General features: G+C 70.6%; 20 protein-coding genes. 9 read left to right on the top strand and 11 right to left on the bottom strand.

Annotated features, from left to right (window positions below; all coding sequences use genetic code 11):
• The first annotated feature begins 30 nt into the window (after window positions 1-30).
• From R0146_RS07480 to R0146_RS07470, 3 genes are read left to right on the top strand one after another with little or no spacing between them, the layout of a single operon-like run.
• Complete coding sequence (locus tag R0146_RS07480) at window positions 31-1,092, top strand: glycosyltransferase family 4 protein (RefSeq protein ID WP_317692242.1); 1,062 nt, start codon at window positions 31-33, stop codon at window positions 1,090-1,092.
• On the top strand, window positions 1,080-2,120 hold the full coding sequence (locus tag R0146_RS07475; protein WP_317692241.1) for a glycosyltransferase family 4 protein: 1,041 nt from the start codon (window positions 1,080-1,082) through the stop codon (window positions 2,118-2,120). Before R0146_RS07480 ends, R0146_RS07475 begins: the two co-directional genes overlap by 13 nt.
• Window positions 2,117-3,055 carry a glycosyltransferase family 2 protein gene (locus R0146_RS07470; RefSeq protein ID WP_317692240.1) on the top strand — a complete coding sequence of 313 codons (939 nt, stop codon included), beginning with the start codon at window positions 2,117-2,119 and terminating at the stop codon, window positions 3,053-3,055. Before R0146_RS07475 ends, R0146_RS07470 begins: the two co-directional genes overlap by 4 nt.
• Window positions 3,056-3,116: 61 nt before the next feature.
• On the opposite strand, the gene R0146_RS07465 is transcribed toward R0146_RS07470, so the two are convergent.
• Complete coding sequence (locus R0146_RS07465) at window positions 3,117-4,334, bottom strand: hypothetical protein (RefSeq protein WP_317692239.1); 1,218 nt, start codon at window positions 4,332-4,334, stop codon at window positions 3,117-3,119.
• Between the two features lie 335 nt (window positions 4,335-4,669).
• Here R0146_RS07465 and R0146_RS07460 point away from each other — a divergent pair, with 335 nt between their 5' ends.
• Genes R0146_RS07460 through R0146_RS07450 form a run of 3 tightly spaced genes read left to right on the top strand, consistent with a single transcriptional unit; the run spans window position 4,670 to window position 8,243 of the window.
• Window positions 4,670-5,350 (top strand): acylneuraminate cytidylyltransferase family protein, encoded by a 681-nt coding sequence (locus R0146_RS07460; protein WP_317692238.1) that lies wholly within the window; start codon window positions 4,670-4,672, stop codon window positions 5,348-5,350.
• Window positions 5,347-7,596, top strand: a complete 2,250-nt coding sequence (locus R0146_RS07455; protein WP_317692237.1) for an N-acetylneuraminate synthase family protein — start codon at window positions 5,347-5,349, stop codon at window positions 7,594-7,596. Before R0146_RS07460 ends, R0146_RS07455 begins: the two co-directional genes overlap by 4 nt.
• A complete protein-coding gene (locus R0146_RS07450; RefSeq protein WP_317692236.1) occupies window positions 7,587-8,243 on the top strand; it encodes an arsenate reductase/protein-tyrosine-phosphatase family protein in 657 nt (218 codons plus the stop codon). Before R0146_RS07455 ends, R0146_RS07450 begins: the two co-directional genes overlap by 10 nt.
• Before the next feature lie 268 nt (window positions 8,244-8,511).
• Here the strand turns inward: R0146_RS07450 and R0146_RS07445 are convergent, their stop codons facing one another.
• Entirely contained in the window at window positions 8,512-8,769 is a 258-nt protein-coding gene (locus tag R0146_RS07445; protein ID WP_317692235.1) for a PqqD family peptide modification chaperone, read from the bottom strand.
• Window positions 8,766-9,656 (bottom strand): nucleotidyltransferase family protein, encoded by an 891-nt coding sequence (locus R0146_RS07440; RefSeq protein WP_317692234.1) that lies wholly within the window; start codon window positions 9,654-9,656, stop codon window positions 8,766-8,768. Before R0146_RS07440 ends, R0146_RS07445 begins: the two co-directional genes overlap by 4 nt.
• Before the next feature lie 88 nt (window positions 9,657-9,744).
• On the opposite strand from R0146_RS07440, the gene R0146_RS07435 reads away from it, so the two are divergent.
• Window positions 9,745-11,571, top strand: a complete 1,827-nt coding sequence (locus R0146_RS07435; protein WP_317692233.1) for a tyrosine-protein kinase domain-containing protein — start codon at window positions 9,745-9,747, stop codon at window positions 11,569-11,571.
• Window positions 11,572-11,706: 135 nt separating this feature from the next.
• Here R0146_RS07435 and R0146_RS07430 read toward each other — a convergent pair whose 3' ends face one another.
• From R0146_RS07430 to R0146_RS07415, 4 genes are all read right to left on the bottom strand, one after another.
• On the bottom strand, window positions 11,707-13,668 hold the full coding sequence (locus R0146_RS07430) for a DUF6541 family protein (RefSeq protein WP_317692232.1): 1,962 nt from the start codon (window positions 13,666-13,668) through the stop codon (window positions 11,707-11,709).
• A 162-nt stretch (window positions 13,669-13,830) separates the two neighbouring features.
• Window positions 13,831-15,813: a DUF6541 family protein gene (locus R0146_RS07425; RefSeq protein WP_317692230.1), complete on the bottom strand. Its 1,983-nt coding sequence runs from the start codon at window positions 15,811-15,813 to the stop codon at window positions 13,831-13,833.
• Window positions 15,814-16,017: 204 nt separating this feature from the next.
• Window positions 16,018-17,172 carry an MATE family efflux transporter gene (locus R0146_RS07420; protein ID WP_317692227.1) on the bottom strand — a complete coding sequence of 385 codons (1,155 nt, stop codon included), beginning with the start codon at window positions 17,170-17,172 and terminating at the stop codon, window positions 16,018-16,020.
• Window positions 17,169-18,146, bottom strand: a complete 978-nt coding sequence (locus tag R0146_RS07415; RefSeq protein ID WP_317692226.1) for a glycosyltransferase family 2 protein — start codon at window positions 18,144-18,146, stop codon at window positions 17,169-17,171. The genes R0146_RS07420 and R0146_RS07415 overlap by 4 nt, the downstream gene beginning before the upstream one ends.
• A gap of 158 nt (window positions 18,147-18,304) precedes the next feature.
• On the opposite strand from R0146_RS07415, the gene R0146_RS07410 reads away from it, so the two are divergent.
• Together R0146_RS07410 and R0146_RS07405 are read left to right on the top strand one after the other, a co-directional pair.
• Window positions 18,305-19,549, top strand: a complete 1,245-nt coding sequence (locus R0146_RS07410; RefSeq protein ID WP_317692225.1) for a glycosyltransferase family 4 protein — start codon at window positions 18,305-18,307, stop codon at window positions 19,547-19,549.
• Entirely contained in the window at window positions 19,546-20,649 is a 1,104-nt protein-coding gene (locus R0146_RS07405; protein WP_317692224.1) for a glycosyltransferase family 4 protein, read from the top strand. Before R0146_RS07410 ends, R0146_RS07405 begins: the two co-directional genes overlap by 4 nt.
• Window positions 20,650-20,868: 219 nt before the next feature.
• Here the strand turns inward: R0146_RS07405 and R0146_RS07400 are convergent, their stop codons facing one another.
• The 4 genes from R0146_RS07400 to R0146_RS07385 form a co-directional block, all read right to left on the bottom strand.
• Entirely contained in the window at window positions 20,869-21,309 is a 441-nt protein-coding gene (locus R0146_RS07400; protein WP_317692223.1) for a DUF2304 domain-containing protein, read from the bottom strand.
• Window positions 21,309-21,992: a glycosyltransferase family 2 protein gene (locus R0146_RS07395; RefSeq protein WP_317692222.1), complete on the bottom strand. Its 684-nt coding sequence runs from the start codon at window positions 21,990-21,992 to the stop codon at window positions 21,309-21,311. Before R0146_RS07395 ends, R0146_RS07400 begins: the two co-directional genes overlap by 1 nt.
• Before the next feature lie 346 nt (window positions 21,993-22,338).
• Entirely contained in the window at window positions 22,339-23,253 is a 915-nt protein-coding gene (locus R0146_RS07390; RefSeq protein WP_317692221.1) for an NADP-dependent oxidoreductase, read from the bottom strand.
• 249 nt (window positions 23,254-23,502) lie between these two features.
• Complete coding sequence (locus R0146_RS07385) at window positions 23,503-25,209, bottom strand: choice-of-anchor G family protein (protein WP_317692220.1); 1,707 nt, start codon at window positions 25,207-25,209, stop codon at window positions 23,503-23,505.
• Between the last annotated feature and the right edge of the window lie 281 nt (window positions 25,210-25,490).

The raw sequence follows: 25,490 nt of genomic DNA, 5'->3' as shown, positions 1-25,490 counted from the left end.
CAGATGGCCGGTGGGGGGACAGCACTCTGGGTGGTGCCTGTGGGGGCCATCGGCGGCGTGGCCCGGCACGTCCTGGACGTCGTACGGACCGGGATCCCCGGGTGGCGGATCGTCGTCCTCACCCCGGCGGGTCCGCTGAGCGATCGGCTCCATGGCCTCGGGGTCCCGACGCTGGTGGAGTCGTTCGGCCCCGAGGCGGGTCTGGCGGCGTCCCGGCGAGCGCTGTCCCACGCCGTCAGCCGGCTGCGGCCGGACGTGGTGCACACCCATCTGGCCTTCGCCGACCTGACCGCCGCCACCATCGCGCGGGGCCCCGCCGCGTTGATCTCCACCGAGCACGGCATCGCCGCCGATGACCGGGTCTATCACGGCTCGTCCGTCCGCTCCGCCGCCGCGGCGGCCGCCCACCGCGCCCGACTCGCCCGGTTCGACGCCCTGATCGCCGTCTCGGCCGCCACCGCGCGGGCCATGCAGGCCAAGTGGCACCCACGCCGGCCGATCACCGTGCTGCCGAACGGTGTCGACCGTCCCGCGCCGGACCCGGCGGCCAACGACCGTGCCCCCGGACTGCGGATCACCTCCCTGGCTCGGCTCTCCCCGGAGAAGGGCCTGCCGGAACTGTTGGACGCCTTCGCCGTCGTACTGGCCGACCATCCGGACGCCCGGCTCACGGTCGCCGGGGAGGGGCCGCTCCGCGACGAGCTCGTCCGACGCAGCCGGGTCCTGGGCATCGACGATGCGGTCAAGTTCCCCGGGTTCGTCGACGCCGCCGCGCAGCTGTCCCGCACCGACGTGCTGGCCCAGCTGTCGGTGTGGGAGAACTGCTCCTACAGCCTGCTCGACGCCGTCGCAGCGGGCGTCGGTGTGGTCGCTACGCCTGTCGGCGGCAACCCGGAGATCCTCCCGGCTCGGTGCCTGGTCGGCCGCGACGACCCCGAAGCTATCGCCGCCGTCCTCGTCGACCAGGGCCTCACCATCGCCCGTCGTCCGACTCTTCCCGACTCCTGGCCGTCATGCTCCGACATGACGGCCCGTCTCGCTGGCATCTACGCGTCGGCCGCGACCGCGAAGGAGAGGCCGTGGCTGACCTGACCCTCGCCGCGAACAACGGGGCCATCGGCGGAGGCGAAGTGATGCTTCTCCTGATGGCCCAATTGGCGCGCGAGCTGGGGCTGGACGTCGCTATCGTGGCGCCGGACGCGTCCCCGGTGTTGCGGCGATCCGGCGAACTCGGCTTCCCGGCCACCGGGATCACCGGGCGCGACAGGAGCGAGTACATCCCCAACCTGCGTCGCTGGGACAGGCACGAGCGCGAAGGACTGCTGTGGTGCCATGGCTTGGTGCCCTCGCTGGCCACCACAGGTCATCCGCGTCGCGTGGTGCAATTACACCAGCGCCCGCGCGGCCTCGCAGGCCCGGCCGGATTGATCAGCGCGGCCGGCAGTGCGAAGGCCGTGGTCCCCTCGGAGTTCATGCGTTCCCGGTTGCCCGGCACCACGGCACTGCCCAACTGGACCGCCTCACTCGACGTCATCGTTCGTCGTCGCGAAGAGGATGCACCGGTGGTGCTCGGCTTCATCGGACGGCTGTCGCCTGACAAGGGCATCCTCGTGCTGGCGGAGGCCGTACGCCGCCTGGAGAAGCGCCACCCCGGCAAGGTGCGCCTGCTGCTGGCCGGCGCACCCCACTTCGTCAGCCCGGAGGACCAGCGCCTGGTCGAGCAGGCGCTCGCCCCGCTGGCCCCGATCACCGACCGGCGCGGCTGGATGGATCGCCGCGACTTCTTCGCCGCGGTGGACCTGGCAGTGTTCCCCTCGGTCCGGGCCGAGTCGTTCGGGCTTGTCGTAGCCGAGGCGATGGCGTCAGGGGTGCCGTTCGTCATCAGCGACGCCGGGGCACTGCCCGAGGTGGCCGGCCCCGACCACCCCTGGGTCGCCCGGGGCGGCGACCCGGTGAGCCTGATGGAGACCCTCGAGGACGCCGTGCCCGCCGCCCACACGACGTACGTGGCGCATGCCCGGCGCCGATGGGAGACCCACTACTCCCCCGACGCCGCCCGGGACCGCCTCGCGACCCTTCTCACCGAGCTGGGTGTGCTCCCGGCGAAAGGACAGCAATGACGCCCACCCCCGACGTCTCGATCGTCGTCCCGTCCCGGGCGGGCGCCGCACGGTTGCCGGTCCTGCTGCGGGCACTGGAGGGACAGAGCAATCGCTCCTGGGAGGCTGTCATCGTGCTCGACGGCGACATCGACGACTCCGAGCAGGTCCTGGCCTCGTACGCCCACCTGCCGGTCCGCACCATCGTCTTTCCCGAGAACCGTGGCCGGGTCAGCGCCCTCAACGCCGGCTTCGAGGCCGCGCGGGGCCGGATCCTGGCCCGCTGTGACGACGACCTGGAGCCCGGTCCGCACTACGTGGCCCGGTTGATCGCACGTCACCACGATGAGCCGGTGGGGGTGGTCGGGATCTATCTCAATTCCTTCCCCGACTCCCCCTATGCCCGCGTGTATGGACGTCCCAGCGACACACGGTTCCGGTCAGATGCCTACGCCGGTTCCCCAGACGCCGCATGGCGCTACTGGGCCGGAAATGTGTCGGTCACCCGCGGGACGTACGACCGGGTCGGACCGTACGACTCTGATTACCGGGCGTACGGCTGGGAGGACGTCGACTGGGGCTTCCGGCTGCACGAGGCCGGCGTCCGGATCGTGCTCGCCCCGGAGCTGGCCACGCCGCACCACGCCGCCGCCCAATCCGTAGAGTCGCGGGCCAAACGAGCCTTCCACTCCGGCGCCGCGCGGCGGATCTTCGAGGCCAAGCACGGCAACGAGCATCTGCCCGCAGCGATCCCGCCAGGTCGAAGCCCGTGGAACGTCCTTGTCCGGGCGATCGGACGGCTGGACAAGACACGATTGATGGCTGCGGCCGAGCGGTTGGACGGTCGGCTCGGCATGCTGCCCGATCCTCTGGCGCGAAAGCTCGTCGCCCTGACTGTGGAGGGCTCCGCTGTGTCGGGGTATGTCCACGCCGACCAGGCGCGGGCGGACTTCTGAGCCATTCCCACCTCACAGGATGTGCAGGACAGGCCAGCCGAGGCCTCGCGCTGCCGCCAGCTCAGGGGAGTGGAATACCGGTCTCTTCCCCCAGCTCACCCCCGGAAGCGTCGGCGCGCCTCATCAGTGCCGCTTGCAGACCAGCCGCGACCAGCAGCGCCCAGCTCACAGTGAGGAACACTTCACCCAGCTGCCAGGCACAGACGAGCAGGGTGATGGTCGCCCCCTCCACCACCAGCTCGGTCCACGAAACGGTCGGTGCCCGGAACGGCCGAAGGGCCGCCAGCAGGGTGATGCCTACCACAAGGATCAAGGCGACATAGCCGCCCTCGACAAACAAGGTGTCGTAGGAGTTGTGGAAGAAGAACATTCCCTGCGGAATGTTCACGTAGGCCTCACCGAGCCCAAGGCCCTGGGGCGGAGTGATGGCGACTTTCTCCGTCACTGCTGTCGCGATCTGCTCCCGGAACCAGTCGGTCCCCGACCGGTCGGCGAAGATCCCGATCCTCGCAAAACGTGACTCACCGAACTGCAGACCCCAGACCAGTAGCCCACCGATCCCTAGACGGAACAGGGCCGGCAGCCTGGCGGCGAAGATGATCCACAGGGCTGCCGCCGTCATCCCAGCCATGGTCGTGCGCGAGCCGGTGAGGAAGACGAGGCTGGCAAAGACCAGGAAGACGACGATGCGTTCCCGCCGGGACTTCAGCGTTGTCAGCAGAAGAAGTCCGCCCATCGCGTACACCAGACCGGCCGTGTTCTTGTCCCCGGCGAAGCCAGTGAGGAAGTCCTGGTAAGGGTGCGGAGCGACTCCGGCATAGAACAACACGACGTTGGCCACCAAACCGGCAGCGAATCCCTTGATGATTGAGGGGAAGTGCAGGCGGCCACTCGCCAACGCTCCTACGAAGAACAGCAGGATCACCATCCGGATCAGCCGCCGTACCCAGTCGCCCGCCCCCGAGCTCTGCACCCCGGTCGCCGACACGAGCGCGTAGTAGCCGAGCAACACAGCGAACGCCCACACGTACCCGTTGAGCGGCGTCAGCGGCCACCGAGGATGTCTCATCGCGGCGACGACCAGTAGCACCCCCATGGCCAAGTAGGTCGCCGGGAACGAAACCGGGAGGCCCGGAACGGCTGTCTGGGCGAAGAGGACGATGGCCAGGAGGAACTCGAGGAGCCTGACGTCATGAAACAGGCCGCCCGTCTCCGACTCGCCGTCCGGCGAATCCGCGAGCTTTCCGACAGGCGGCACCTGCAGAGTGATTCCCGACACCGAGTGCTCCCCCTCCGTCCTCGCGACCTGCAGTTCACTCCTTCAGAACTGCGTCGCCGGACCCACAGACCGGAAACCCGGCCGACCCCACCGCACCCTAACACGCGGCGATCGACCGGGCCGGCCCGTCGTCCCCCTGCCGGAACCGGCGGTGGCGTCCGATCGGAAACCCACGGCATCCGATGTCTGGCGCCCTGCGTCAGGTCCTCCTGGCGCGTTCACGTCGTTCCGTTCCCCAGACGACAGAGAGGTCCACTGGCACAGCCTGTCAGCGCAGCGGGCTAGAGTCGTCCCGTTGAGTCGAGCGCGGGGGGCGACCGTTGAGCATTCTGTGTGTGATCCCGGCACGGGGCGGGTCGAAGGGGATCCCCCGCAAGAATCTGCGGGAAGTCGGGGGGCGTCCCCTCATCGCCTGGACCATCGAGCAGGCCCTCGCCGCCGAGGCGGACCTGCACGTCCTGGTGTCCACCGATGACGAGGAGATCGCCGACGTCGCCCGGGCCGCCGGCGCCGACGTGCCCTGGCTGCGTCCGGCCGAGCTGGCCGTCGACACCGCGGCCACCGAGCCGACCGTCGAGCACGCCATCGACCAGGTCTCCGCCGCCAGCGGCGTCGAGCCCGAGGCCGTCCTGCTGCTCCAGGCCACCTCACCGATCCGCCTGCCCGGCACCCTCGACCGGGCCGTCACCCAGTTCCGCGACACCGGGGTCGACTCGCTGATCGGCGTGATCCCCCGCTCGCCCTTCTTCTGGTGGGCCTCCGACCCGCCGCGCGCCGACTACGACCCGGACCATCGCCAACGTCGCCAGGACATGCGCCCCGAGCAGCTGCGCTACTACGAGAACGGCTCGCTCTACCTCACCCGTACGCCCATCTACCGCGAACACCACAACCGCATCGGCGGACGGATCGGCCTGTTCGTGATGAGCCAGGTCGAAGGCATCGACATCGACACCCTCGCCGACCTGCACTTGGCCGACGCCTACCTCTCGCACCCGGAATGGATCACCGCATGATCATCGAACGTCAGCTCGCGCCGTACGTCGTGTTCTCCGAGGATCCCCTGCTCACCGCGCTGCAGAAGATCACCGCCAACAAGGCCCGCCAGATCTTCTGTGTCAGCGAACACGGCCACCTCGACGGATCGCTCTCCGACGGCGACTTCCGGCGCTGGATCGTCGACCAGCCGACGCCCGACCTGGCCACCGCCACCCTCTCGGTCGCGAACACCTCGCTGACCCGGGTCGTCGAGGGCACCCCGATCCCTGACATCGAGGCGCTGTTCCGGCCCGGGATCACCCACATCCCGATCGTCGACGCCCAGGAGCGGCTGGTGGCGATCGCGGTGCAGGGCGCCGCCGAGCTGCGACTCGGCCGCCACCTGGTCGGTCCGGACGCTCCGGCGGTCGTCATCGCCGAGATCGGCAACAACCACAACGGTTCGGTCGCCCTGGCCAAGGAGCTCACCGACCTCGCGGTCGAGGCCGGTGCCGACATCGTCAAGTTCCAGCTGCGCGACATGGCAGCGCTCTACCGCCACCAGGGCGACGCGCTGACCACCGGAGAGGACCTCGGCGCCCAGTACACCCTCGATCTGCTCAGCAAGTTCTCCCTGTCGACCGAGCAGATGTACGAGGTCTTCGACCACGCCAAGGCCCGCGACATCGACGTGATGTGCACCCCGTGGGACATCCCGAGCCTCGACGCCCTCGCCGCGTACGGCGTCCCGGCGCTGAAGATCGCCTCGGCCGACCTCACCAACCACACCCTGCTGCGTGCCGCCGCCGGACACGGCCTGCCGATGGTGCTGTCGACCGGCATGTCGACCGAAGCGGAGATCCGCGAGACCGTACGTCTCGTGCGGGGCGCCGGGGTGCCGTTCGCGCTGCTGCAGTGCCAGTCCACCTACCCGGCGCCGTACGCCTCGCTTAATCTGGCCTACATGGGCCGGCTCGCCGAGATCGGCGCCTGCCCGGTCGGCTACTCCGGTCACGAGCGTGGCTGGCACGTGCCGATCGCCGCGGTCGCCCGCGGCGCGAAGATCGTCGAGAAGCACTTCACCGTCGACCGTTCGATGGAGGGCAACGACCACGTCGTGTCGCTGCTGCCCGACGAGTTCGCCGCCATGGTCCGCGAGATCCGCGAGGTCGAGGAGTCCCTCGGCAGCACCGCCCCGCGGGTGGTGTCGGCCGGTGAGGTGATGAACCGGGCCAATCTCGCCAAGAGCCTGGTCGCCACCCGCCGGATCGAGGTCGGCCAGCGGATCGACGCCGACGCCGTCGCGGTGAAGAGCCCCGGCCGCGGCCTGCAGCCGAACCGGATGGGCGAGCTGGTCGGCCGACAGAGCGTACGGGTCGTCGAGGCCGGCGACTTCTTCTATGACGGCGACGTGGACGACACCGCCGCCCGCCCTCGGCCCTACACCTTCCACCGTCCGTGGGGCGTGCCGGTGCGCTACCACGACCTCTTCCCGATCCTCGAGGCCGGCTCCAACCCGGACTTCGTCGAGTTCCACTACTCCTACAAGGACCTCGACATCGAGCCGTCCGCGGTGTTCTCCGAGCGGCTGCCGATCGGCTACACCTGCCACCTGCCCGACCTGTTCGCCGGCGACTTCATCCTCGACCTGGCCTCCTTCGACGACGCTGTCTGGGAGCGCTCCATCCACGAGATGCAGCGCTCGATCGACCGCACCCGCCAGCTGCGGCCGTACTTCACCCAGGACGAGGACCCGATCTTCGTCGCCACCCTCGGCGGCTTCACCAAGGACGGGTTCGTCGACCGCGACCGGGTGCCGGCGATGTACGAGCGGATCGCCGACGGTCTGGCCCGGGTCGACACCAGCGGCGTACGACTGTGCCCGCAGACCCTGCCGCCCTATCCGTGGCTGATGGGCGGACAGCAGTACCACAACCTGTTCCTCCACCTGGACGACACGGTCGCCTTCGCCGAGACGTACGGCTACCGCCTCACCTTCGACATCTCGCACTCCAAGCTCGCCGCCAACCACACCGGCACCCCCTGGTCGGCGTACGTCGAACAGCTCACCCCGCTCTCGGAGCATTTCCACGTCGTCGACGCCACCGGCGTGGACGGCGAGGGTGTCCAGGTCGGCGAGGGCGAGGTCGACTTCGCGGCACTGGCCGAGGCGATGGACCGGATGGCGCCGGGACGCTCGTTCATCCCGGAGATCTGGATGGGGCATGTCAACACCGGGCAGGGCTTCTGGCACGCCCTCAATCTGCTCGAGGAGTGGTTCTGACCGGATATGACGGGCGTCGGGCCGACCCACGCCCGTCGCTCACCCTGATCGAGGCGCCGCCGCGGCGGGCGATCCTGGAGGAACCGGCACCCGAGCCGACCGTACGGCCGGCCCCGAAGGCGCCCGGGCGCTTCCGGGTGGTCTACGTGTGCGCGGCCAACATCTGCCGCTCCGCCTATGCGGAGCGCCGCAGCCAGGCCCTGGTCGGGCGCCGCGGCTGGGTGCGATTCACCAGCGCCGGCACCGACGGCATCGCCGCGCAGCCGATGGACCGTCTGATGGCCGCCGAGCTGATGGCCCGCGGCGGGGACGCGAGCGGCGTCTTCGGCGTCCGCTACCGCCCCGAGGATCTGCGGACGGCCGATCTGGTGCTGCCGATGACCGACCAGCAGCGCCTCCGGCTGCTCGACGAGGTCCCGGCGTGCCATGGCCGGGTCTTCACCCTGGGCCAGTTCACCCGCGCCGCCGCCGAGGCCGGCCGACGCCTGCGGGCCGGCGACCTCGTCGAATGGGTGGCCCAGCAGCGTCCTGCCCCGGATCCGTCGGAGGACGTGCCCGATCCGTATCACCGTGGTGAGGCTGCAGCCCACGAGGCGGCACAGATCATCGACGACTACCTGATGGACCTGCTGCCCCGGTTGGGCTGAGTCGGTCGGGCCTGCCCCGCGGACCGGTCGGGCCTGCCCCACGGACCGATCGATCCACCCCGCGGACCGGATCGACCTGCCCCGCGGACCGATCTCGGCGGAAGGGACGTCTCCCTCAAACTTCCATAGGTTTCCCCTATGGAAAATTCGAGCGACACCACCCGGTCGATCAGCCCCGATGGGACACCCTCCGGTCGGTCAGCTCCGATACAACACACCATCCGGCCGGTCAGCCCGATGCCGGGCGTCTGTGTGCGCCCGGCTGACCTCACTCCGTCTCGAGGAAGCCCCAGTCCACCAACTCGGCGCAGAACGCCTCCACTGCGGGCAGCAGATCTGCGATCGCGGCGCCGTACGCCTCCGCCAGCTCGGCCGCGATCTCCTCGGCCGTCGCGTCGTCGGCGAGCTGCCAGATCGCCCCGCCGGTGCCGTCGAGGGCCTTCGGCGCGCCGTCGGGCAGCAGTGCGACGATCACGTTCTTCCCTTCGACCACGTGCCCGATCCGCTCGGGCCACCGATACCTCATCGGCTCCTCCTGACCGACCGAGCCAGCCGTACGACACCGCGACCGGCCGCCTGCCCCAGTTCCCGGGCGCCGCGGACCACACGTGAGCCGTACGCCCGGGCCACGTCCGCGCGGGTCGGCGGATGCCCCAGGTCGAGCGCCAGGTGCGCCTTGTTGACCCGCACCAGCCGGCCCAGGATGTGCCACTTCGCCCGCCAGCCGCGGGCGAGCAGGAAGCGGGCCCGCCATTCGCCCAGCCGGCTGCCGTGGCCGGTGAACGCGGTCCACATCCGCCACTCCGGGGTGCCCCGGTACTCCTCCAACCGGCCGGTCGCGGCGGCGAACCCGATCTCGGCACCCAGGTCGCGGACGAGTTGCTCGACCGCTCGCCGGGACTCCTCGTCGGCCTCGGTCCAGGCCCGGAGCATGTCGAACTTCGCGTGCGGGGAGTCCTTGCGGGCCGCGTGCAGGATCAGCACCAGCCGCTGGGCCACCACGGAGGGCACCGGACACATCCGACCGGCGATCTCGGTGGCACCGCGGTCCCGCCACAGCGTGTCGAACGCCTGCTCGTCCCCCCGCATGCCGGGAAACCGGCGGTGGACGTCGACCAGCCCCCACTCCGGGTGCCGATAGGTGGCGGCGTGCTCGAACGGGGAGCCCTCCGGGAAGTCCGCGACCAGCTCCCACCGACACCGTTCGAGCGCCGTGAGGAACACCGAAAGCTGGGAAGGGCGCACCAACACGTCCGCGTCGGTGGAGTAGCGCGGGTCGGGCGCCAGCACCGGATCGAGGGCCGGACCCTTGAGATGCAGCAGGTCCACACCGGCGTCCTCGGCCACCACCTCGAGGGCCGCGTGACCCAGATGGATCCGCTGCCAGACTGAGACGTCGATCGGAACTTGCATCCTCAGCATCCTATGATGATTCGCACAGGGGGGCGTCGACGCGCGCAGGTGTGGAGTCGCCGCGATCGATTGAGCGAAGAGGAAACACGTGACACTGCTTGATGTCATCCGGTTGACCCGAGCACACGCCAAAATGCTGCTGGTCGCCATGCTGGCCGGCCTGGTCCTGGCTGCCGGCTACACCGCACTGCAGCCGACGCTCTACACCTCCAGCTCGACCGGCGTGGTCACCGCCGGCGGCGCCGGCACCATCACCGAGGCCCAGTCCAGCTCCGGACTCGCCGCCTCCCGCGCGTCCACGTACGCTGCGCTCGCCGGTTCCCAGGGCGTACGCGACCGGATCGCCAAGGACCTGGGGACCGACCGCCTCGGCACCTACTCCGCCTCCACCAGCAACATCCCGTCGGTGATGCGTTTCACCGCGACGGCGTCGTCCCCGCAGTCCGCCCGCGACCAGGCGAACGCCCTGGCCAAGGCCACCGCCGACGAGGCCGTCGCCTTCGAGAAGATCGGCGGCCGGGCCGACCCGATCGTCCGCATCGTGCCGATGACCGACGCCAACCTGCCCGGCGCGCCCTCATCGCCCGACTGGCCCCGCAATCTGCTCGCCGGCGTCATCGCCGGCCTCGTCATCGGTTTCCTCGTGATGTTCCTGCGCCAGACCACCGATGCCCGGGTGCGGACCACCGCGGACGTCGAGCAACTGACCGGCGCCAGCGCGATGACCGTCATCCCGACGACCTCCGACCTCGCCAAGCATCACGGCGGCCCCAGCCGCCACAGCCCGGCCGCCGAAGCACTGCGCCAGCTGCGGACCAACCTGCGGTTCGTCGATGTCGACCACCCGCCGCGCAGCATCGTCGTCACCTCCGCCCAGCCCGGTGAGGGCAAGTCCACGATCGCGGGCAACCTCGGCCGGCTGCTGGCCGATTCCGGCACGCCGACCATCGTCATCGACGCCGACCTGCGGCGCCCCACGCAGGCGAAGCGGTTCGGACTCGACGGATCGGTCGGCCTCACCCAGGTGCTCGCCGGCGACGTCCGGATCGAGCAGGCGCTGCAGGAGACCGACACCCCCGGCCTGTGGCTGCTGCCGGCCGGACGGATCCCACCGAACCCCTCCGAACTGATCGGCTCGAAGCGGCTGAGCGACCTCATCGCCCAGCTCAGCGCCTCGTACATGGTGATCATCGACACCACCCCGATGCTCCCGGTCACCGATGCCGGACTGGCCACCGCGGCGGCCGACGGCGCGATCCTGGTGATGTCGGTGGGACGTACGCAGAAGGACCAGGTGCGCCACTGCGCCAAGGTGATCGCCCAGGTCGACGGCCGACTGCTCGGCTCGGTCCTCAACCGGGCCCCCAAGAAGGGCGTCGGCTCGGTGTACTACGGCGCCGGCTACGGTGGCTACGGCAAGACCGCGGACTACTACGGCTACGTCAGCCACGACGAGGAGGACAGCGGCAAGCGCAAGGGCAAGCGGGACAGGTCCAGGTCCAAGCGGTCGGCGGACAGCACGGCCGATGTCCGTCCCCCGGAGAGCCGCGTCGAGGCCCCGCCCGTCGCGCCCCACCCGGCCGAGGCCTCCCGATCCTCGTGGGCCGGCGACGAGGCCGCGTACGCCGCGCCCTCCTCGTCGAGCTTCGGCTCCCAGTCCACCTCCGGAGTGCCTGCCGCCTCCGCCGCCCCCGCCGCGAATCCGTCGTGGACCGGCTCCCCCACCGGTACGGAGCAGTGGCAGACCACCTACGCCGCGGCTCCTGCCCCTGAGCAGGCCGTCAGCTACCCCTCGCCCCGCACCGCCTGGGACGCGAACCCGCAGGCCTCCGCGTACGCGGGCTACAGCAATGAGCTGCCGGCCCAGGAGGCCGATGACCTGACCGGATCCTCCGCACCGCGCCGCGGGATCTGAGGATCTCCACGATCTGAGTGCCTCCGGCATCTGGCACCCTTCACGTGGCTCCTGCCGCCTCCTGCGAGGCGGCAGGAGCCACGTGGTGTTTCACCGCCGCCGGCGGCGCGACACCGCGGACTCGCGACACCGCCATCACGCCGTGCAGGCGGGCACCCTCCACAAGGTGTAGGGGCCGGCCTGGGCGACCTGCACGAATCCGTCGGCGGGACCGACCCGATCGATGCCGCCGTACGCCTCGAGGGTCCGCCGACCGCCGGTGATCGCGTAGTCGATCCGGTTGCGCTGGACGGCCTGACAGACCGTCGGGTCGACCCGCACCCGCGTGAGGCCTTCTGAGACCAGCGTCATGTCCGGGCTGTACGCCTTCTCCGTCGGGATGAAGGTCCGTTCCGGGCCGACGACGGCGAGGAACGCGGCCCCGGTGAACGGATCCGCAGCAACGACGGCGTCATCGGGCAACATCGCGGAGAACTGCCGCAGATCGTCGGCCTCCTCGGCGGTGATCCAGACGTTGTTCGCGCGCGGCACGTAGTAGGGCTGCAGCATCCGTACGCCGTTGACGGCCTGGACGGCGACCAGCAGTGCGAGCACGACCTGCACGACCACCACGCCGACGCGTCGCATTCGCGTCACACGCACCCTGGCCGCACCGGCGAGGAGGGCCGACATCCCGTACGCCACCAGCGGCACGCCGAACACGGCAGCGGTCCCCTGGATCCGGGCCGGCACGTTGTACCAGGGCCAGGTGAGCGGCCAGAAGCGGCCGGCCGGTTGGACGTGGGCGAGGAAGCCGAGCAGGGCCAAGCCGACCCAGCCCACCGCCAGCCACCCGCCGACCTTCCGACGGATCATCGTGACGGCGCCGAGGACGGTGACCACCAGCAGGACCGTGCCGGCGAGCGTCAGGCGCGATCGCGGCGGACCCCACAGGGTCACCGCCGCGACCAAGCCCTGGGACAGGGTCGTCCGCCCGTAGGCCGTCTCCACCATCCCCGACGGTGCGACCACCGTCAGCACGGCGAACGCCGCCACCGCCCCGAGGACGACCATGCCGAAGGGCAGCCACCGGCGGATCGCAGAGACCGGGTGCCCGCGCCGTGCCGCACCCGTGACGACCCGGGCATGACGCCAGGTCGCGGCCAGGGTGAGCAGCAGTGCACCGATCGCCGCCACAAAGAAGGCGCTGACGTGCGCCACGACGAGGCCGGGCACCATCAGCGCCAGCAGCACTACGGCGACCACGGCGGTGCTGCGGCTCATCACCTGGCGCAGGCCGATCGCGAAGATGGCCACCACCGCCGGAACGTACGCATACCCCAGCACCGTCGGCCACACCGGACCGTAGCCCAGCAAGCCGGCGGGGAAGCTCGAGAACACCCAGGAAAGCGCACCGGTGAGATAGACCAGCCGACGGTCCGCCCCCAGCACCGCGTGGACCAGGAACATCAGCCCGACGGGCCACACCAGAGCGGTCGCCGCCACCAGCACCGCGTGGAGGGCGATCGGTCCAGGAGCGTGGGTGAGCATCATCACCGAGGCCGCGAGTCCGTGCAGCAAAGCCGGATAGAAGGCCGGGGCGGTCGGATTGTTGACCGCGTCGGCCGTCGGGCTGGAGATGTTCCCGCTGTCCACGAAGGAGCGCAGGAGCGCCAGATGGTAGATCGTGTCGTTGCCCTGCGGAACATTGCCCGGCGCTCCGGCCGACAACGCGATCACGCAGGTCCCGATGAACGCCGCGGTGACAAGGCCGGCCACCACCGCCCACACCGGGGGGTCAGCAACACCCAGACCACCGATCCGCCGTCGCGATCCACGCCGGAGCGCAGTCACCAGGAGACGTACGCCCCACACGACGGCCGGCACCCCCACCAGCCAGATCAGGAAGGAGGCCGGTCGCCAGGCGACCCCCGCCCAGCCGAAGAGGACCCCGCCGACCGTCACCAGGGAACCGGTGAGCACCGGGGCGATCGCCACGGTCGGCCACCGCCCAGCCCCCAGTCCGGAGGCGAGCGCGGCCCCCGGCAGCCACAGCAGCGCGACGGCCACCAGGATCACAGGAGACGCGTCCCACCAGGTCCACTCCGGGGCAAGCACGCCGACCATCCTAACGTCAGGGCCGCGGCCGTCGCGGCGGCGAGCCCTCCGGACCCACCGAGCCCACCGGACCCACCGGACCCACCGGACCCACCGAGCCCACCGGACCCACCGAGCCCACCGAGCCCACCGAGCCCACCAGACCCACCGAGCCCACCGAGCTCATCGGACCCGGCAGTCCGGCACCGCCCACAGCGTGTACGGGTCGGCCCGCGCGACCACCCGGAAGCCGCCCTGTTCACCGACCTCGTCGATCGCCGCGTACTTGGCGTACCACTGCTCGTTGCCGGTCGTCATCGTGCCGCCGGTGATCACGTAGCCGACGCCCTGCCGCTTCACCGCGGCACAGACCGCGGGATCCGTGGTCACCCGCTTGAGCCCGTCGGAGATCTGCGAGACGTCGGAGCCGTACACCTTCTCGGTCCGGATGACGGTCCGCTGCGGTCCGAGCAGGTAGAGGAACTGGCCGCCACGCCACGGGTTGGCCGCGACGACGGCGTCGGGCGGCATCTGCGCCGACAGCGTGACCAACGCCCGGGCCTTCTCGGGCGTGATCCACGCCGCCGCACCGGCGCGACGGTAGAACGGGCTGATCAGGCGCGCCGCCGCCCGGGCCTGCACGGCGACGATGGCGAGCACCGCGGCCAGCACGAGGCCGGACGCGATGACGGCGCCAGGGCGCAGCCGCCGAGTGCCGTCCTCGCCTCCCGCCCGACTCGCGCCACCCAACCGACGGGTGCGGGCAAGCACCGCTCCGGCACCGACCACCACCAGGGCCAGGGCGTAGATGTCGGTCACCCCCTGCACCCGGAAGGCCCAGTTGTACCAGGGCCATGTCCAGGGCCAGACCGCACCGGTGCCGACGGCGTCGAGAGCACTGCCGAGCACGACGAACACCAGCCCGGTCGCCGCCAGCCACCAGTCCTTCCCACGGCGCAGACACGCGACGACGCCGACCAGGAAGAGAAGGAACAGCCCTATGCCGGCGAGCCGGGCCGGGGTCTGTGGCTCACCCCAGAACGTCACCACGCCGAGCAGGGTCTTCGTCGGCGAGAAGTCCTTCGCCCCCTGCTGGGCGAGGCCGCCCGGGGCCAGGCGCGTGGCCGCCAACGGCCCGACCACGGCCAGTGCCACGGCCCCGGCGAACGGCAACCAGCGGCGTACGCTCCGGGGCTCACGCAACGCGTGCTGCAGGGCGACGGCCACCGACAACACCAGCCCGCCGGCCGCGGCGCCGAAGGTGGCGCTGGTGTGGGCGAGGCTGATCCCCGGCACAGCGACCGCGAACAGCAGCGCCGCACTGCCCCAGTTCCTGCCGACGAAGACCTGCCGCAGGCCCCAGCCGTACACCGCGAGCAGGCCAGGGATGAAGACCGAACCGTACGCCTGCGCCCACACCGCGCCCCAGACCATCACCTTCCACGGGGAGCCGGTGAAGGCGAGCGCCAGCACGCCGGTCAGCACCACCAGTCTGCGGTCGGCCGCGACCAGCGTGTTGAGCAGCAGCATCATGCCGAGCGGGAAGACCAGACCGCAGGAGACCAGCAGCAGGCTGTTCTCCACCACCACGATCGGCGCACCGGTGAGCAGCACGACCGTCGCTGCGACATCGTGGAACGCCGCCGGGTAGAACCGCGGCGCGTCCGGATAGTTGAACCCGTCGGCGGTGAGCGAGGAGAGGTCGCCGGTGTCGAGCATCCACCGCACCAGGCCCAGGTGGTAGATCTGGTCGGACTGCTGCGGGATGTTGCCGGGGCGTACGGTGCCCGCCTGGAACACGTACGCGGCGACGACGACGGCGACGGCCAGGCCGACCGCCGCCTCCCACCACCGGACGGCCGGCGCGTCGAACCGCCAGGGTCTCCGCCCGACCCGGACCAGCACGAAACGTACGCCGCAGACCACCACGGGGACGCCGACCAGCCAGAGCAGCACCGCACCGAGCCCCCACCGGACCCCGGCCAGGGCGGTGAGGATCGCGCCCACCGATACCAGGCCGGTCGTCATCAGCGGCGCGAGGGCGAGCGAGGGCCACCGTCCGGCACCCAGTCCGAGGGCCAGTGCGCTGCCCGGGACCCACAGCAGCGCGACGATCGCGAGGACGACGGGGACCGCCGTGAACCAGGTCCAGTCGGGGGCGAGCACGGAAGTCATCCTATGGTTGCCGCCGAACTTCCATAGCCCAGTCCTATGACCCTGCAGCCCGACCGTCCGGGCCGACGGCCACAGGCCAACAGTCCGGGCCGACGACCCCAGACCGACCGTCCGGAGCGACGACCCCAGACCGACAGTCCAGAGCGCCGGCCGCGGCCCGGCAGTCCGCGGCCAGCGCCGGCACCATGCCGGCGCTCACGCCGTACGGAACGACGAGCGACCGACCACCCGCCGGTGCGCGAACTCGAACAGCACCGCCGAGCCGAGCTCGGCGGCCAGCAGCCCGACGAAGACCAGGGTCAGCTGCTGGCTGAGCACGCCCGCCATCGCCAGGCCGAAGGTCAGCACGGCCGCCACCGCCCGCAGCCCGGTCATCAGCCGGGCCCGGCCGGCCCGCCGCAGCGCGGTGAACGTGATCGTGGTGGGCAGGGATGCCGCTCGCCACGCGCTCGCCGCGAGCAGCGGCAGCAGCATCGGCGTGTTCCGCCACGCCTCGCCGAAGAGGAAGCCGAGCAGTCCGGTGACGTCGAGCACGATCAGCACCGCGACCGCCCCCACCAGCGCGATGGCAGCCAGCGCGATGTCCAGCGGAGAGTGTTCCTTCAGCAGCCGCAGCCGCATGAAGGTGAGGGGGATGGCCAGCAGGCCGGTGACGGTCGACACCGCGGTGAAGAGCACCGCCTGGGTCGGCCCGATCAGGCCCAGCAGCATCGCGTTGATCACCGGATAGGACACCCCGGTGATGGCGGTGTCCAGCAGCACCCAGTTGCGGATCGACGGGTCGGCGGGGCTCACCTCGTGATCCATCCGCCGGGCTCGGACCAGGGTGGCGAACCCGATGGCCGCGCCGACCGGGATGAACCCGAACGCGGCGAAGCCGGTGTACGCCAGCGCCAGACCCGCCAGCGCGCCGAGGCCGACCGCGAAGGAACTGATGATCTCCTGGCTGTCGCGACGTTCCGCGACCGAGACGCCGCGCCCGACCTCCAGAGCGGACAGCACGATCGGGATGCTGACGCAGACCAGCGCCGGATGCAGCGACCCGGCCATCAGGGCCACCGAGGCGACCACCCCGAGCACGACGAACCAGCGAGGGAAGATCACCCGGCGCGCCGTGCCGGGGGTGCTCAGTCGGGATTCGACGATGATGGCGAAGGACAACTGGCCGAGGAAGGTGCCGATCATCACGAACGTCGAGATGATCCCCTGGGCCTGGGTGTCGTACACCCGCGACACGATCGACAGCGTGGTGGCGGGGATGACCGCCAGCGCCGCTCCGCCGACCATCGAGCCGGCGCTGCGCAGCGCGGAACGTACGTTGATCGCTCCCAGATTGATCGCCCCGATCATCGGCGCACCGCGGTCATCGCACGCCCGTCACGCGGCCCCAGCACCCGGCCGAGGAGACCCTCGAGCCGGCCGACGAAAGCCCACCAGCCATCCACCGGCCGGTGGGTGGCGTCGTGGCGTACGCCGATCACCAGGCCCGCGGCGACGAACGCCAGTCGCCACCACAGCGGATAGGACCAGCGGCCGAGGACGCGCGAGGTGCCGCGGCTGTAGGCACGGACCTTCCGGCGGTGTTCTGCGGGGCTGAGCCCGGTCGCCTCCCCGACGCCGGCGATCGCGACGTCCGACGGTGCCCAGACGAAGTCACCGGTCAGGCCGCGGTCCATCGCCCGCAGCAGGAAGTCGGTGACCTCGCCGGCCTGCCACGGGGTGGCCGCACCGCTGCCGATCTCCGGGTCGAACCCACCGGCCGCCAGGAACACCGACCGCCGGACGAGGACGCCGACCTCCATCACGCTCCAGACGTTCCACCGATCGAGCGGCGTGCCCGGGGCCGGCAGGACGAACTTCGGGCCGTGCTCGTCGCGGAAGGTGATCGCCCCGACGCCCAGGTGTGGCGCCAGGCCACGGAGCGCGGCGGCGAAGCCCTCGGGCGCCTCACTCGTGTCGTTGGGGAACTGCAGCACCGGATCGCCCACCACGTGCTCCACCCCGACGTTGCGCCCACGAGCGGCGCCACGGCCGGAGGTGACCACCACGATCCGCGGTGCTGCGTCAGCCGGTCGTCCCTCGGTGGACGTCGGGTCGCCCGCGACGGAGTCCCCGCCGGACTGTCGATCGGCCACCGGCTGTCGATCGGCCACCAGCCGACGTACCTCGTCGACGTGGTCCTGCGCGACGATGACGACCTGGTCGCCGGCGGTCAGCTGCGGCACCAGACCGTCCAGCAGGCGCCCCAGCGGGGCGATGCGCCCGAGGGTGGTGATGACGAAGGCCAGCCGGCCGAGATCGTCCACGGGCGTGCGAGAACTCATGATGTCGGAGTCTACGGCGCTCATCGCCTTCCCCCGACCCAGGCGGAGGTGCGACACCGGCCCGCGGACCCTCGCTAAGCTGGCCGGGTCCGATGGCGCGCCACCTGGCAGTGTCCCGTCGCCGGCCCGGTCGACACGTCCCCGAGTGTGAGGTCCCGATGCGCATCGCCGTCGTCTTCGACTGCCTCTACCCCTTCACCACCGGTGGCGGGGAGAAGCAGTACCGCCAGTTCGCGGAGGAGTTCGTGAAGGCCGGACATGAGGTCGACTACCTGACCCGCCGACAATGGGACGGCCCCGATCCCGACCTCGGCGGTGTCCGGGCCCGGGCGATCGCACCGGGCTACGAGCTCTACGACGCCGACGGGGTCCGCCTGCCGATCACCGCCCTGCGGTTCGCCGTCGACGTGTTCCGCCATCTGGTGCGCCACCGCGCGACGTACGACGCAGTGATCGTGTCGGCCACCCCGGTGCTCAACGTCTTCGCCGCCCGGGCCGCGCTGCTCGGGTCACGTACGGTGCTGGCGGTCGACTGGCTCGAGGTGTGGACACGTACGCAGTGGCTGGAGTACTCCGGGCCGGTGGTCGGCCGGGTCGCCGATGCGCTGCAGCGGTTCGCGGTGCGGCTCTCCCCGCTGGCCCTGGGGCACTCGCAACACACCATCGACGGTCTGCGGGCGAACAGGGTGCCGCGGGAGCCGGTCCGCAGCCCCGGACTGATCTCGGCGGTCCGTGACGTCACGCCCCGCCTGGAGACGCCGATCGGACGCGACCCGATGGTGCTCTTCGTCGGCCGCCACATCCAGGACAAGCAGGTCGATGCTCTGCCCGCTGCGCTGGCCGAGGCCCGCGAAGAGTTCCCGGGGCTGCATGCGGTGATCTCCGGCGAGGGACCCGAACGGGAGCGAGTGGTCCGGGCCGCGGCGGACGCCGGGGTGAGCGACGCGGTGGAGTTCCCCGGGTTCGTCGAGGAGGCCGAACTGCACCGGCTGCTCGCCGAGGCCTCCTGCCTGGTCAACCCGTCGCGCCGCGAGGGCTACGGGCTGGTCGTGGTCGAAGCAGCGTCGTACGGCACCCCGTCGGTGGTGATCGACCATCCGACGAACGCGTCGACCGAGCTGATCGAGGAGGGCGTCAACGGCTTCGTCGCACCCTCCGCCGGGCCCACCGACCTCGCCGCGGCGATCGTCCGGGCGGTCCGCGACGGCGACGGACTGCGACGTACGACCCGTGCCTGGTACGAGGACGCGATCCGCACCCGGACGATCGCCAAGACGGCCGAGGGCATCCTCGCGGCCCTGGAGACGGCCCGGGCAGCCCGGGCAGCCGGCGGGATGCGGCCCCGAACGGGGACGTCTCCGACCGATGCGCCCACCCGGAAGGCCCGGAAGGCCCGCCGATGATCGTGCCCAGCGCGCACCCGACCAGGATCCTCGTCGACCTGCTCTTCTACACCGGTACCCGCGGCGGAATGGAATCGGTGGTCCGCCACCTCTACGGCGCGCTCACCCCCGCGATGCTGCAGAACGTCCAGCTCGTCGCACTGGCCTCGCGGGAGCTCGCCGCCGCGGGAGCGCCATGGTTCCCCGGCCCGGTGATCGACTCCGGCATCGCGTCGTCCGGCCGCGTCGGCTGGGCGCTCGGCGAACAGACGGTCGGTCTGCGGGCGGCCCGGCTGCGTGCGGACGTGGTGCACTGCCCGGCGAACTTCGGCCCGGCCTTCTCCCCCGTCCCGGTCGTACTGACCATCCATGACCTGATCTCGTTCCGGTTCCCCGAGTATGTCCCCGGCCGGCTCGCCGGCATCCAGCGCACCCTCCTCCGGGCGGGCGCACGGTCCGCGCGCCGGGTCCTCACGGTGAGCACCGCCACCGCCACCGATCTCGCCGAGCACCTGGCCCTGCCGTCCGAGAAGGTCACGGTCGTCCCGCCGGCCGGCAGCGGACGCCGACCTGCCGGGGTGACCCGCCGGACGGACCTGCTGTTCAGCCTGGGTAACCGGATGCCGCACAAGAACTTCGTCGGCCTGCTCGAGGCGCTCGCCCTGATCGTGCCCGCTCGCCGACCGCACCTGGTGATCACCGGCGGCGGCCCGGACGACCCACTCACCGCCGAGGTGGCACGCCTGGGCCTGGCGGACTGGGTCGACCTGGCCGGGTGGCTGCCGTCGGAGGAGGTCGATCAGCTCTACGCGGAGGCGACCCTGCTGGTCTTCCCGACACTCTTCGAGGGGTTCGGGCTGCCGGTCCTCGAGGCGATGTCCGCCGGCTGCCCGGTGCTGTGCACCGACCTGCCGGTGCTGCACGAGGTGGCCGGCGATGCGGCGGCGTACGTCGATTCGCGCGACCCGCAGGCTCTCGCCGACGCCATCGCGGCGCTGCTGGACGACCCGGCGGAGCGTGCCCGGCTGGCCGTCGCGGGCAGTGCCCGAGCGGCGGAGTTCTCCTGGGAACGTACGGCAGAGCAGACCCTGTCAGCCCTGGTCGCGGCAGCGCGGGCCTGACCGGGCAGGCCTCGGGCGGGTCGATGCCGCGCTCCGGGGGGGATGACGCGATCCCAGGGGAAAGCGCAGGTGGAGATCCCTCCGGCCGGCGAGGATGTCAGCGATCGCGACAACTTTCATAGGTTTGCCCTATGGAAGTTTCATAGGGCAAACCTATGGAAGCTGCGGGGACAACAAGCTGACCGTCCGGGTGACCGGCGCGGCGCCGCTGAGGCAGGACTACTTCTGGGGCTCTTCCCCCGGCTGACGCAGTTCCGTCCGCTCCGCCAGCTCCCGTTCGGCCGCGTCGACGGCCTTCCCCGGCTCTGCGGGGGCCTCCAGCACGTCCTCGTACCGGTTGTTCGCCTCGATCAACGCCACCCGACGGGCGAGCCGGAAGATCACGTCGCGCTGGCTCTGCGACTTCAGGTACTGGGTGAGGACATAGAAGAGGAACGCGCCGGTCACCGCGTACAGCAACAGATCGGCGCCACGGCCGATCCCCGCCAGATTGGCGATCCTCGTCATCAGCTCCGGGTTGAGCACCGTGACGATCATCGCGATGACCAACAGGACCAGCCCGACCTTCACCGAGGCACGGGCACCGTGGGAGCCGCGGGAGGCGAGGATCAGGTAGCCGAGGACGATCCCCAGGACGATGATGGCGATCTGGACGAGCATCAGCGGCTCACCTTCCTCAGCAGGGCGTCGAAGGCGATGTTGATCGCGTTCACGATCGACTGTCCCTTGCCGCGGGAGTAGTCGGTGTAGACGATCGTCACCGGCACCTCGCGGTAGCGGTACTTGCGCTTGGCGATGATCTCGAGGATCTCCGAAGCATGCGCCATGTCCGGCATGGTGATCTGCATCTCGTCGGCGACCTTGCGGTTGAAGACCCGCAGCCCGTTGTGGGTGTCGGTGAGCTTCAGTCCGGACAGGATGTTGCTGAACGAGGTCGCCAGACGCAGCACGACGCGTTTGGTCCGCGTCATCCCGACCGCCTCGGCACCGAGGAAGCGGGACCCGAGGATGATGTCGTCACCCGACTCCTCGATGGCCTCCAGCATCGCGGCGACGTCCTCGAGCCGATGCTGGCCATCGGCGTCGTACGTCACGAAGTAACGTACGCCGGGCAGCCGGCGGGCGAACTCGATGCCGGTCTGCAGCGCGGCACCCTGGCCCATGTTGATCGGGTGGTTGACCAGATAGGCACCGGTGGCGCCGATCTCGTCGGCCGAACGGTCGCGGCTGCAGTCATTGACACACACCACGTGGGTGTAGTCGCGCAGCACGTTCTCGACGACGCCACGAACGACGGTCTCCTCGTTGTACACGGGAATGATGAAGGCCACGTCCGAGCGCATCTCAACCTTTCCGGGGGTCCCTCCCCGATCCTGGGGCACCTCCCCGATCATAAGCGGTAACAGGACACCACCAGGTACCACGACAACAGTGGTGGGCGACACCGCCGGCGCGCTGACCCTCGCCGTCGTGCTGCCGATGACGTTGCTGACCGCCTTCAGCACCGGCGAGGGGGCGACTACGGGGGCCTGTGCTTCGTGCCGATCTTCATCGCCCTGGCGCCGCTGGCGTTCCACCGTCTGGACCCCGCCCCGCGAACGTACGGTCGCGAGGTCTCGGCAGGCCCAGTTTCTGTTGGCCCCGTCGCTGCAGGCACAGGTCGGTCACATCCCTGATCGCCCCACGCGGTCAGGGCAGGACGACGATCTTCCCCGGCGCGTGGCTGGACTCCAGCGCGGTGAACGCCGCCGCCACGTCGTCCAGGGGGTACGTCGCAGCGATCGGGATGACGAGTCGGCCGGCGGCGATCCGGTCGGTCAGCTCGGCCAGGTGCTTCGCCGTGCGGGCGGCGCGTTCGACGTTGCGCACTCCCAGCTCGGCGAGGGCCTTGTAGGCCGCGATGGCGGTCATCCGGTCGGTCGGGACACCGAGGTGGATCCCCGCGTCGAGCGCTTCGCGGCCGTGGCAGTCGATCACGGCGGTAAGGGTGTCGTACGGTGCGAGGCGGTCGACCAGCCCATCGCCGTACGCAACGGGCACGACGCCGAGCGACCGCAGCAGGTCGTGGTTGCGGGCGGCGGCGGTGCCGACGACCGTGGCGCCGGCGGCGACGGCCAGCTGACTGACCACGAGGCCGACCCCACCGGTGGCGCCGCCGACCAGGAGGGTGTCACCGGCACCGACCGGCACGGTGGCCAGGCAGGAGACAGCGGTGAGCCCGGCGATGTCCAGCCCGCCGGCCACCTCGACCGGCACCGTCTCGGGTCGGCGGACGACGGCGGACGCCGACGTCACGACCCGTTCGGCGACAGACCCCTCGCCGCGGCCCAGTACCTCGTCGCCGACCGCGACCGGGGTGCCGTCCCAGTAGGTCGCACCGTCGCCGACCGCGTCGACCGTCCCGGCCAGATCGAAACCGATCCGCCGCGGGAACGGGGCGTCGGAGCGCGCAAAGCCACTGCGCAGCTTCGCGTCGATCGGGTTCAGGCCTGCGGCACGTACGTGCACCGCCACCTCTCCGTGACCCGGCGCAGGATCGTCGACCTCCCCGATGAAGAGGACATCGGGATCCCCGAGCCGGTCGTACAGCGCTGCTCTGCTCATGCCCCCATTCTGTCGCGCCGGTGAACCTGCACACTGTCGCTGAGGCCCCGGCCGAGGATCACCGCCGATCCGCTGTCATGAGCACGGAGGACGGTCGAGGCGTCCTCTTTGACACTGTCCTGATCCTCCTGACGGAGACGGCGAGACCTGACAGAGACGGCGAGACCCCCTTGCATCGAGGATGCAAGGGGGTCTCGGGGTGCCTCAGACCGCGGGCTCGCTGCGGTCGATCGGCGTACGTGCAGTCGATCAGGGCTTCGCCGGGGCCACCGGGGCCGTGCCGGCAGAGGCCGCGACCGGACCGACCGCGCCACGCGCCAGGTAAAGGGTGACCAGACGGGTGTCGACCGCCTGGAGGACCGACAGACGCAGCGCCGCCACGTCGTACTCGCCTTCCTGGATCCCGGCCCAGTCGGACGGCTCCGCACCGCCGCCGGCCCGCACATTGCAGCCGACGGTCGGATCGTTCTGCGCGTTGGCGGTCAGGGACAGGATGCCCGGGACGACGAACAGCTTGGTCAGCAGCTGGTTCACGAAGGCGACCAGCTGGCTGATCGCCGCGTTGACGGTCGTGGTGAGGACCGCGTCGCCCACGAGGGTCTTGAGGGCGCCGCCGAGCTGGCCCACCAGTCCGCTGACGGTGGTGGTGACCAGCGAGGTCAGAGCGCTCAGCAGATCGCCCACGATCGGCACGCCACTGAGGAGCGACACCTTCAGGTAGAACTGCCCGTTCAGCAGGCCCCCGATGGTGACCGGGTCGGTGTTGTTCTCGCCCGCCTGCAGCTTGATCGTGGCCAGGTCGCCGCCGAGGCCGGACACCTGGATGTTGAGGTTGACCTTGATCAGGCCCACGATCGCGCCCACGATGTCCTGGCCGATCTTGCCGAGCTCGTCGACCAGGTTGGTGACGGCACTCGCGTTCACCAGGAGGCCGGTGTTCGGCGCCAGGCCGTTCAGCGCGGTGTTGGTCCCGTCCGCCTGGTAGGCGCCGCCGAGCAGCACGCCCAGGTCGATGCCGAGGGTCTTGCCCGCGCCCAGGCCGACGTCCAGCAGATCGGAGCTCGGGAAGAGGTCACTCCCCAGCGCCGCCAACAGTGCGCTGGCGTCGAGCTCCACGGAGAGATCGGCGTTGGCACCCAGGCCGAGCGGGAGGGCGTTGACCGCGTTCTCGATCTGGTTCAGCAGCCCGCTGACGACGCTGTTCGTGCCGATCAGGCCGTTGACGGTCGTCTGGAGGCCCCCGAGGACCGGGACCAGTGCGTCGTAGATCGCCGCGAGGAGCGGCGAGGTGACGACCAACTTGAGCCAGGCGAGCAGGTAGTCACGATTGACGCAGTTCGTGCAGGTGTCCTGCCAGGCACGACCGGCGACGGCGCCGACGTCGAGCGACAGGTCCAGCAGGTTGTCCGCCACCACGTCGCCGAGGCCGGAGAGGCTGCCGCCCAGCGCCTCGTTCAGCAGGTTCCGCAGGTTGATGCTGGCCCAGGTCGTCGACCCGGCCGAGTTGCTCAGATCGATCACGCCGCTGCTGTTGTCGACCGCACCGGTCGACCCGTTGGCCGTGCCGTTGTAGGTCGCCTGGGCAAACTGGTTGACCGCACCGACCGGAGTCTTGATCAGCGAGCCGAGCTTGATCCCGGCGATGACCTCGAGCAGTTGGAGCGCCTGAAGATCGAGCTTCATCCGGTAGGCCGGGGCGTTGGCGACGGCATCGAGGCGCTCGCTGCCCGCGGCGGGGTCCACCACCGGCGCGGCCGGCGGATTCGTCGTGACCTGCAGCCCGCGAAGGTCGGCCAGCTGGAAGTCGGTCCAGGCCGGATCCAGGAAGACCTGGCTCAGTCGGGTGCCCAGCAGCGTGCCGCTGAGGAACTGGCTGGCCGCCCGCACCTGGGTGTAGGTCCAGTCGGTGCACGGCGTCGGGCTGGCGGCCCACGCGGGCACCGCCTTGACCGCCATGACCGACGGAACAGCCCAAGCGGCACCGACGACGATCGCGCGACGCGACGGCTTACGGAACGGATCAGTGGTTGCAGCGCCGGACGTCTCCGGTCCGCGCCTTGGGTCAGACATACGAACTTACCCCCCGTGGGAAGAACTGTGGATGGACTGTGACCAAGCCCAGAACCTACCCCTACGGGATCCGTAGTCACGATTCTTTCACAGTAATCAGTGGCACAATGTGCCATCCCTCGGGACATGGCAGCGCTCCACCACGAGGCCTCAGCCTGCCGATACGG

Source organism: Raineyella sp. LH-20 (assembly GCF_033110965.1).
Classification (GTDB): Bacteria; Actinomycetota; Actinomycetes; order Propionibacteriales; family Propionibacteriaceae; genus Raineyella.
Note: the sequence above shows the minus strand (reverse complement) of the source record. Positions and strands in the feature narration are given on the sequence as shown.

Excerpts from the sequence above, each read along its gene's own strand:
- R0146_RS07470 (WP_317692240.1), top strand. The coding sequence starts at position 2,117 with ATGACGCCCACCCCCGACGTCTCGATCGTCGTCCCGTCCCGGGCGGGC.
- R0146_RS07455 (WP_317692237.1), top strand. The coding sequence starts at position 5,347 with ATGATCATCGAACGTCAGCTCGCGCCGTACGTCGTGTTCTCCGAGGAT.
- R0146_RS07445 (WP_317692235.1), bottom strand. The coding sequence starts at position 8,769 with ATGAGGTATCGGTGGCCCGAGCGGATCGGGCACGTGGTCGAAGGGAAG.
- R0146_RS07440 (WP_317692234.1), bottom strand. The coding sequence starts at position 9,656 with ATGCAAGTTCCGATCGACGTCTCAGTCTGGCAGCGGATCCATCTGGGT.
- R0146_RS07420 (WP_317692227.1), bottom strand. The coding sequence starts at position 17,172 with ATGATCGGGGCGATCAATCTGGGAGCGATCAACGTACGTTCCGCGCTG.
- R0146_RS07415 (WP_317692226.1), bottom strand. The coding sequence starts at position 18,146 with ATGAGTTCTCGCACGCCCGTGGACGATCTCGGCCGGCTGGCCTTCGTC.
- R0146_RS07410 (WP_317692225.1), top strand. The coding sequence starts at position 18,305 with ATGCGCATCGCCGTCGTCTTCGACTGCCTCTACCCCTTCACCACCGGT.
- R0146_RS07405 (WP_317692224.1), top strand. The coding sequence starts at position 19,546 with ATGATCGTGCCCAGCGCGCACCCGACCAGGATCCTCGTCGACCTGCTC.
- R0146_RS07400 (WP_317692223.1), bottom strand. The coding sequence starts at position 21,309 with ATGCTCGTCCAGATCGCCATCATCGTCCTGGGGATCGTCCTCGGCTAC.
- R0146_RS07395 (WP_317692222.1), bottom strand. The coding sequence starts at position 21,992 with ATGCGCTCGGACGTGGCCTTCATCATTCCCGTGTACAACGAGGAGACC.
- R0146_RS07390 (WP_317692221.1), bottom strand. The coding sequence starts at position 23,253 with ATGAGCAGAGCAGCGCTGTACGACCGGCTCGGGGATCCCGATGTCCTC.
- R0146_RS07385 (WP_317692220.1), bottom strand. The coding sequence starts at position 25,209 with ATGGCGGTCAAGGCGGTGCCCGCGTGGGCCGCCAGCCCGACGCCGTGC.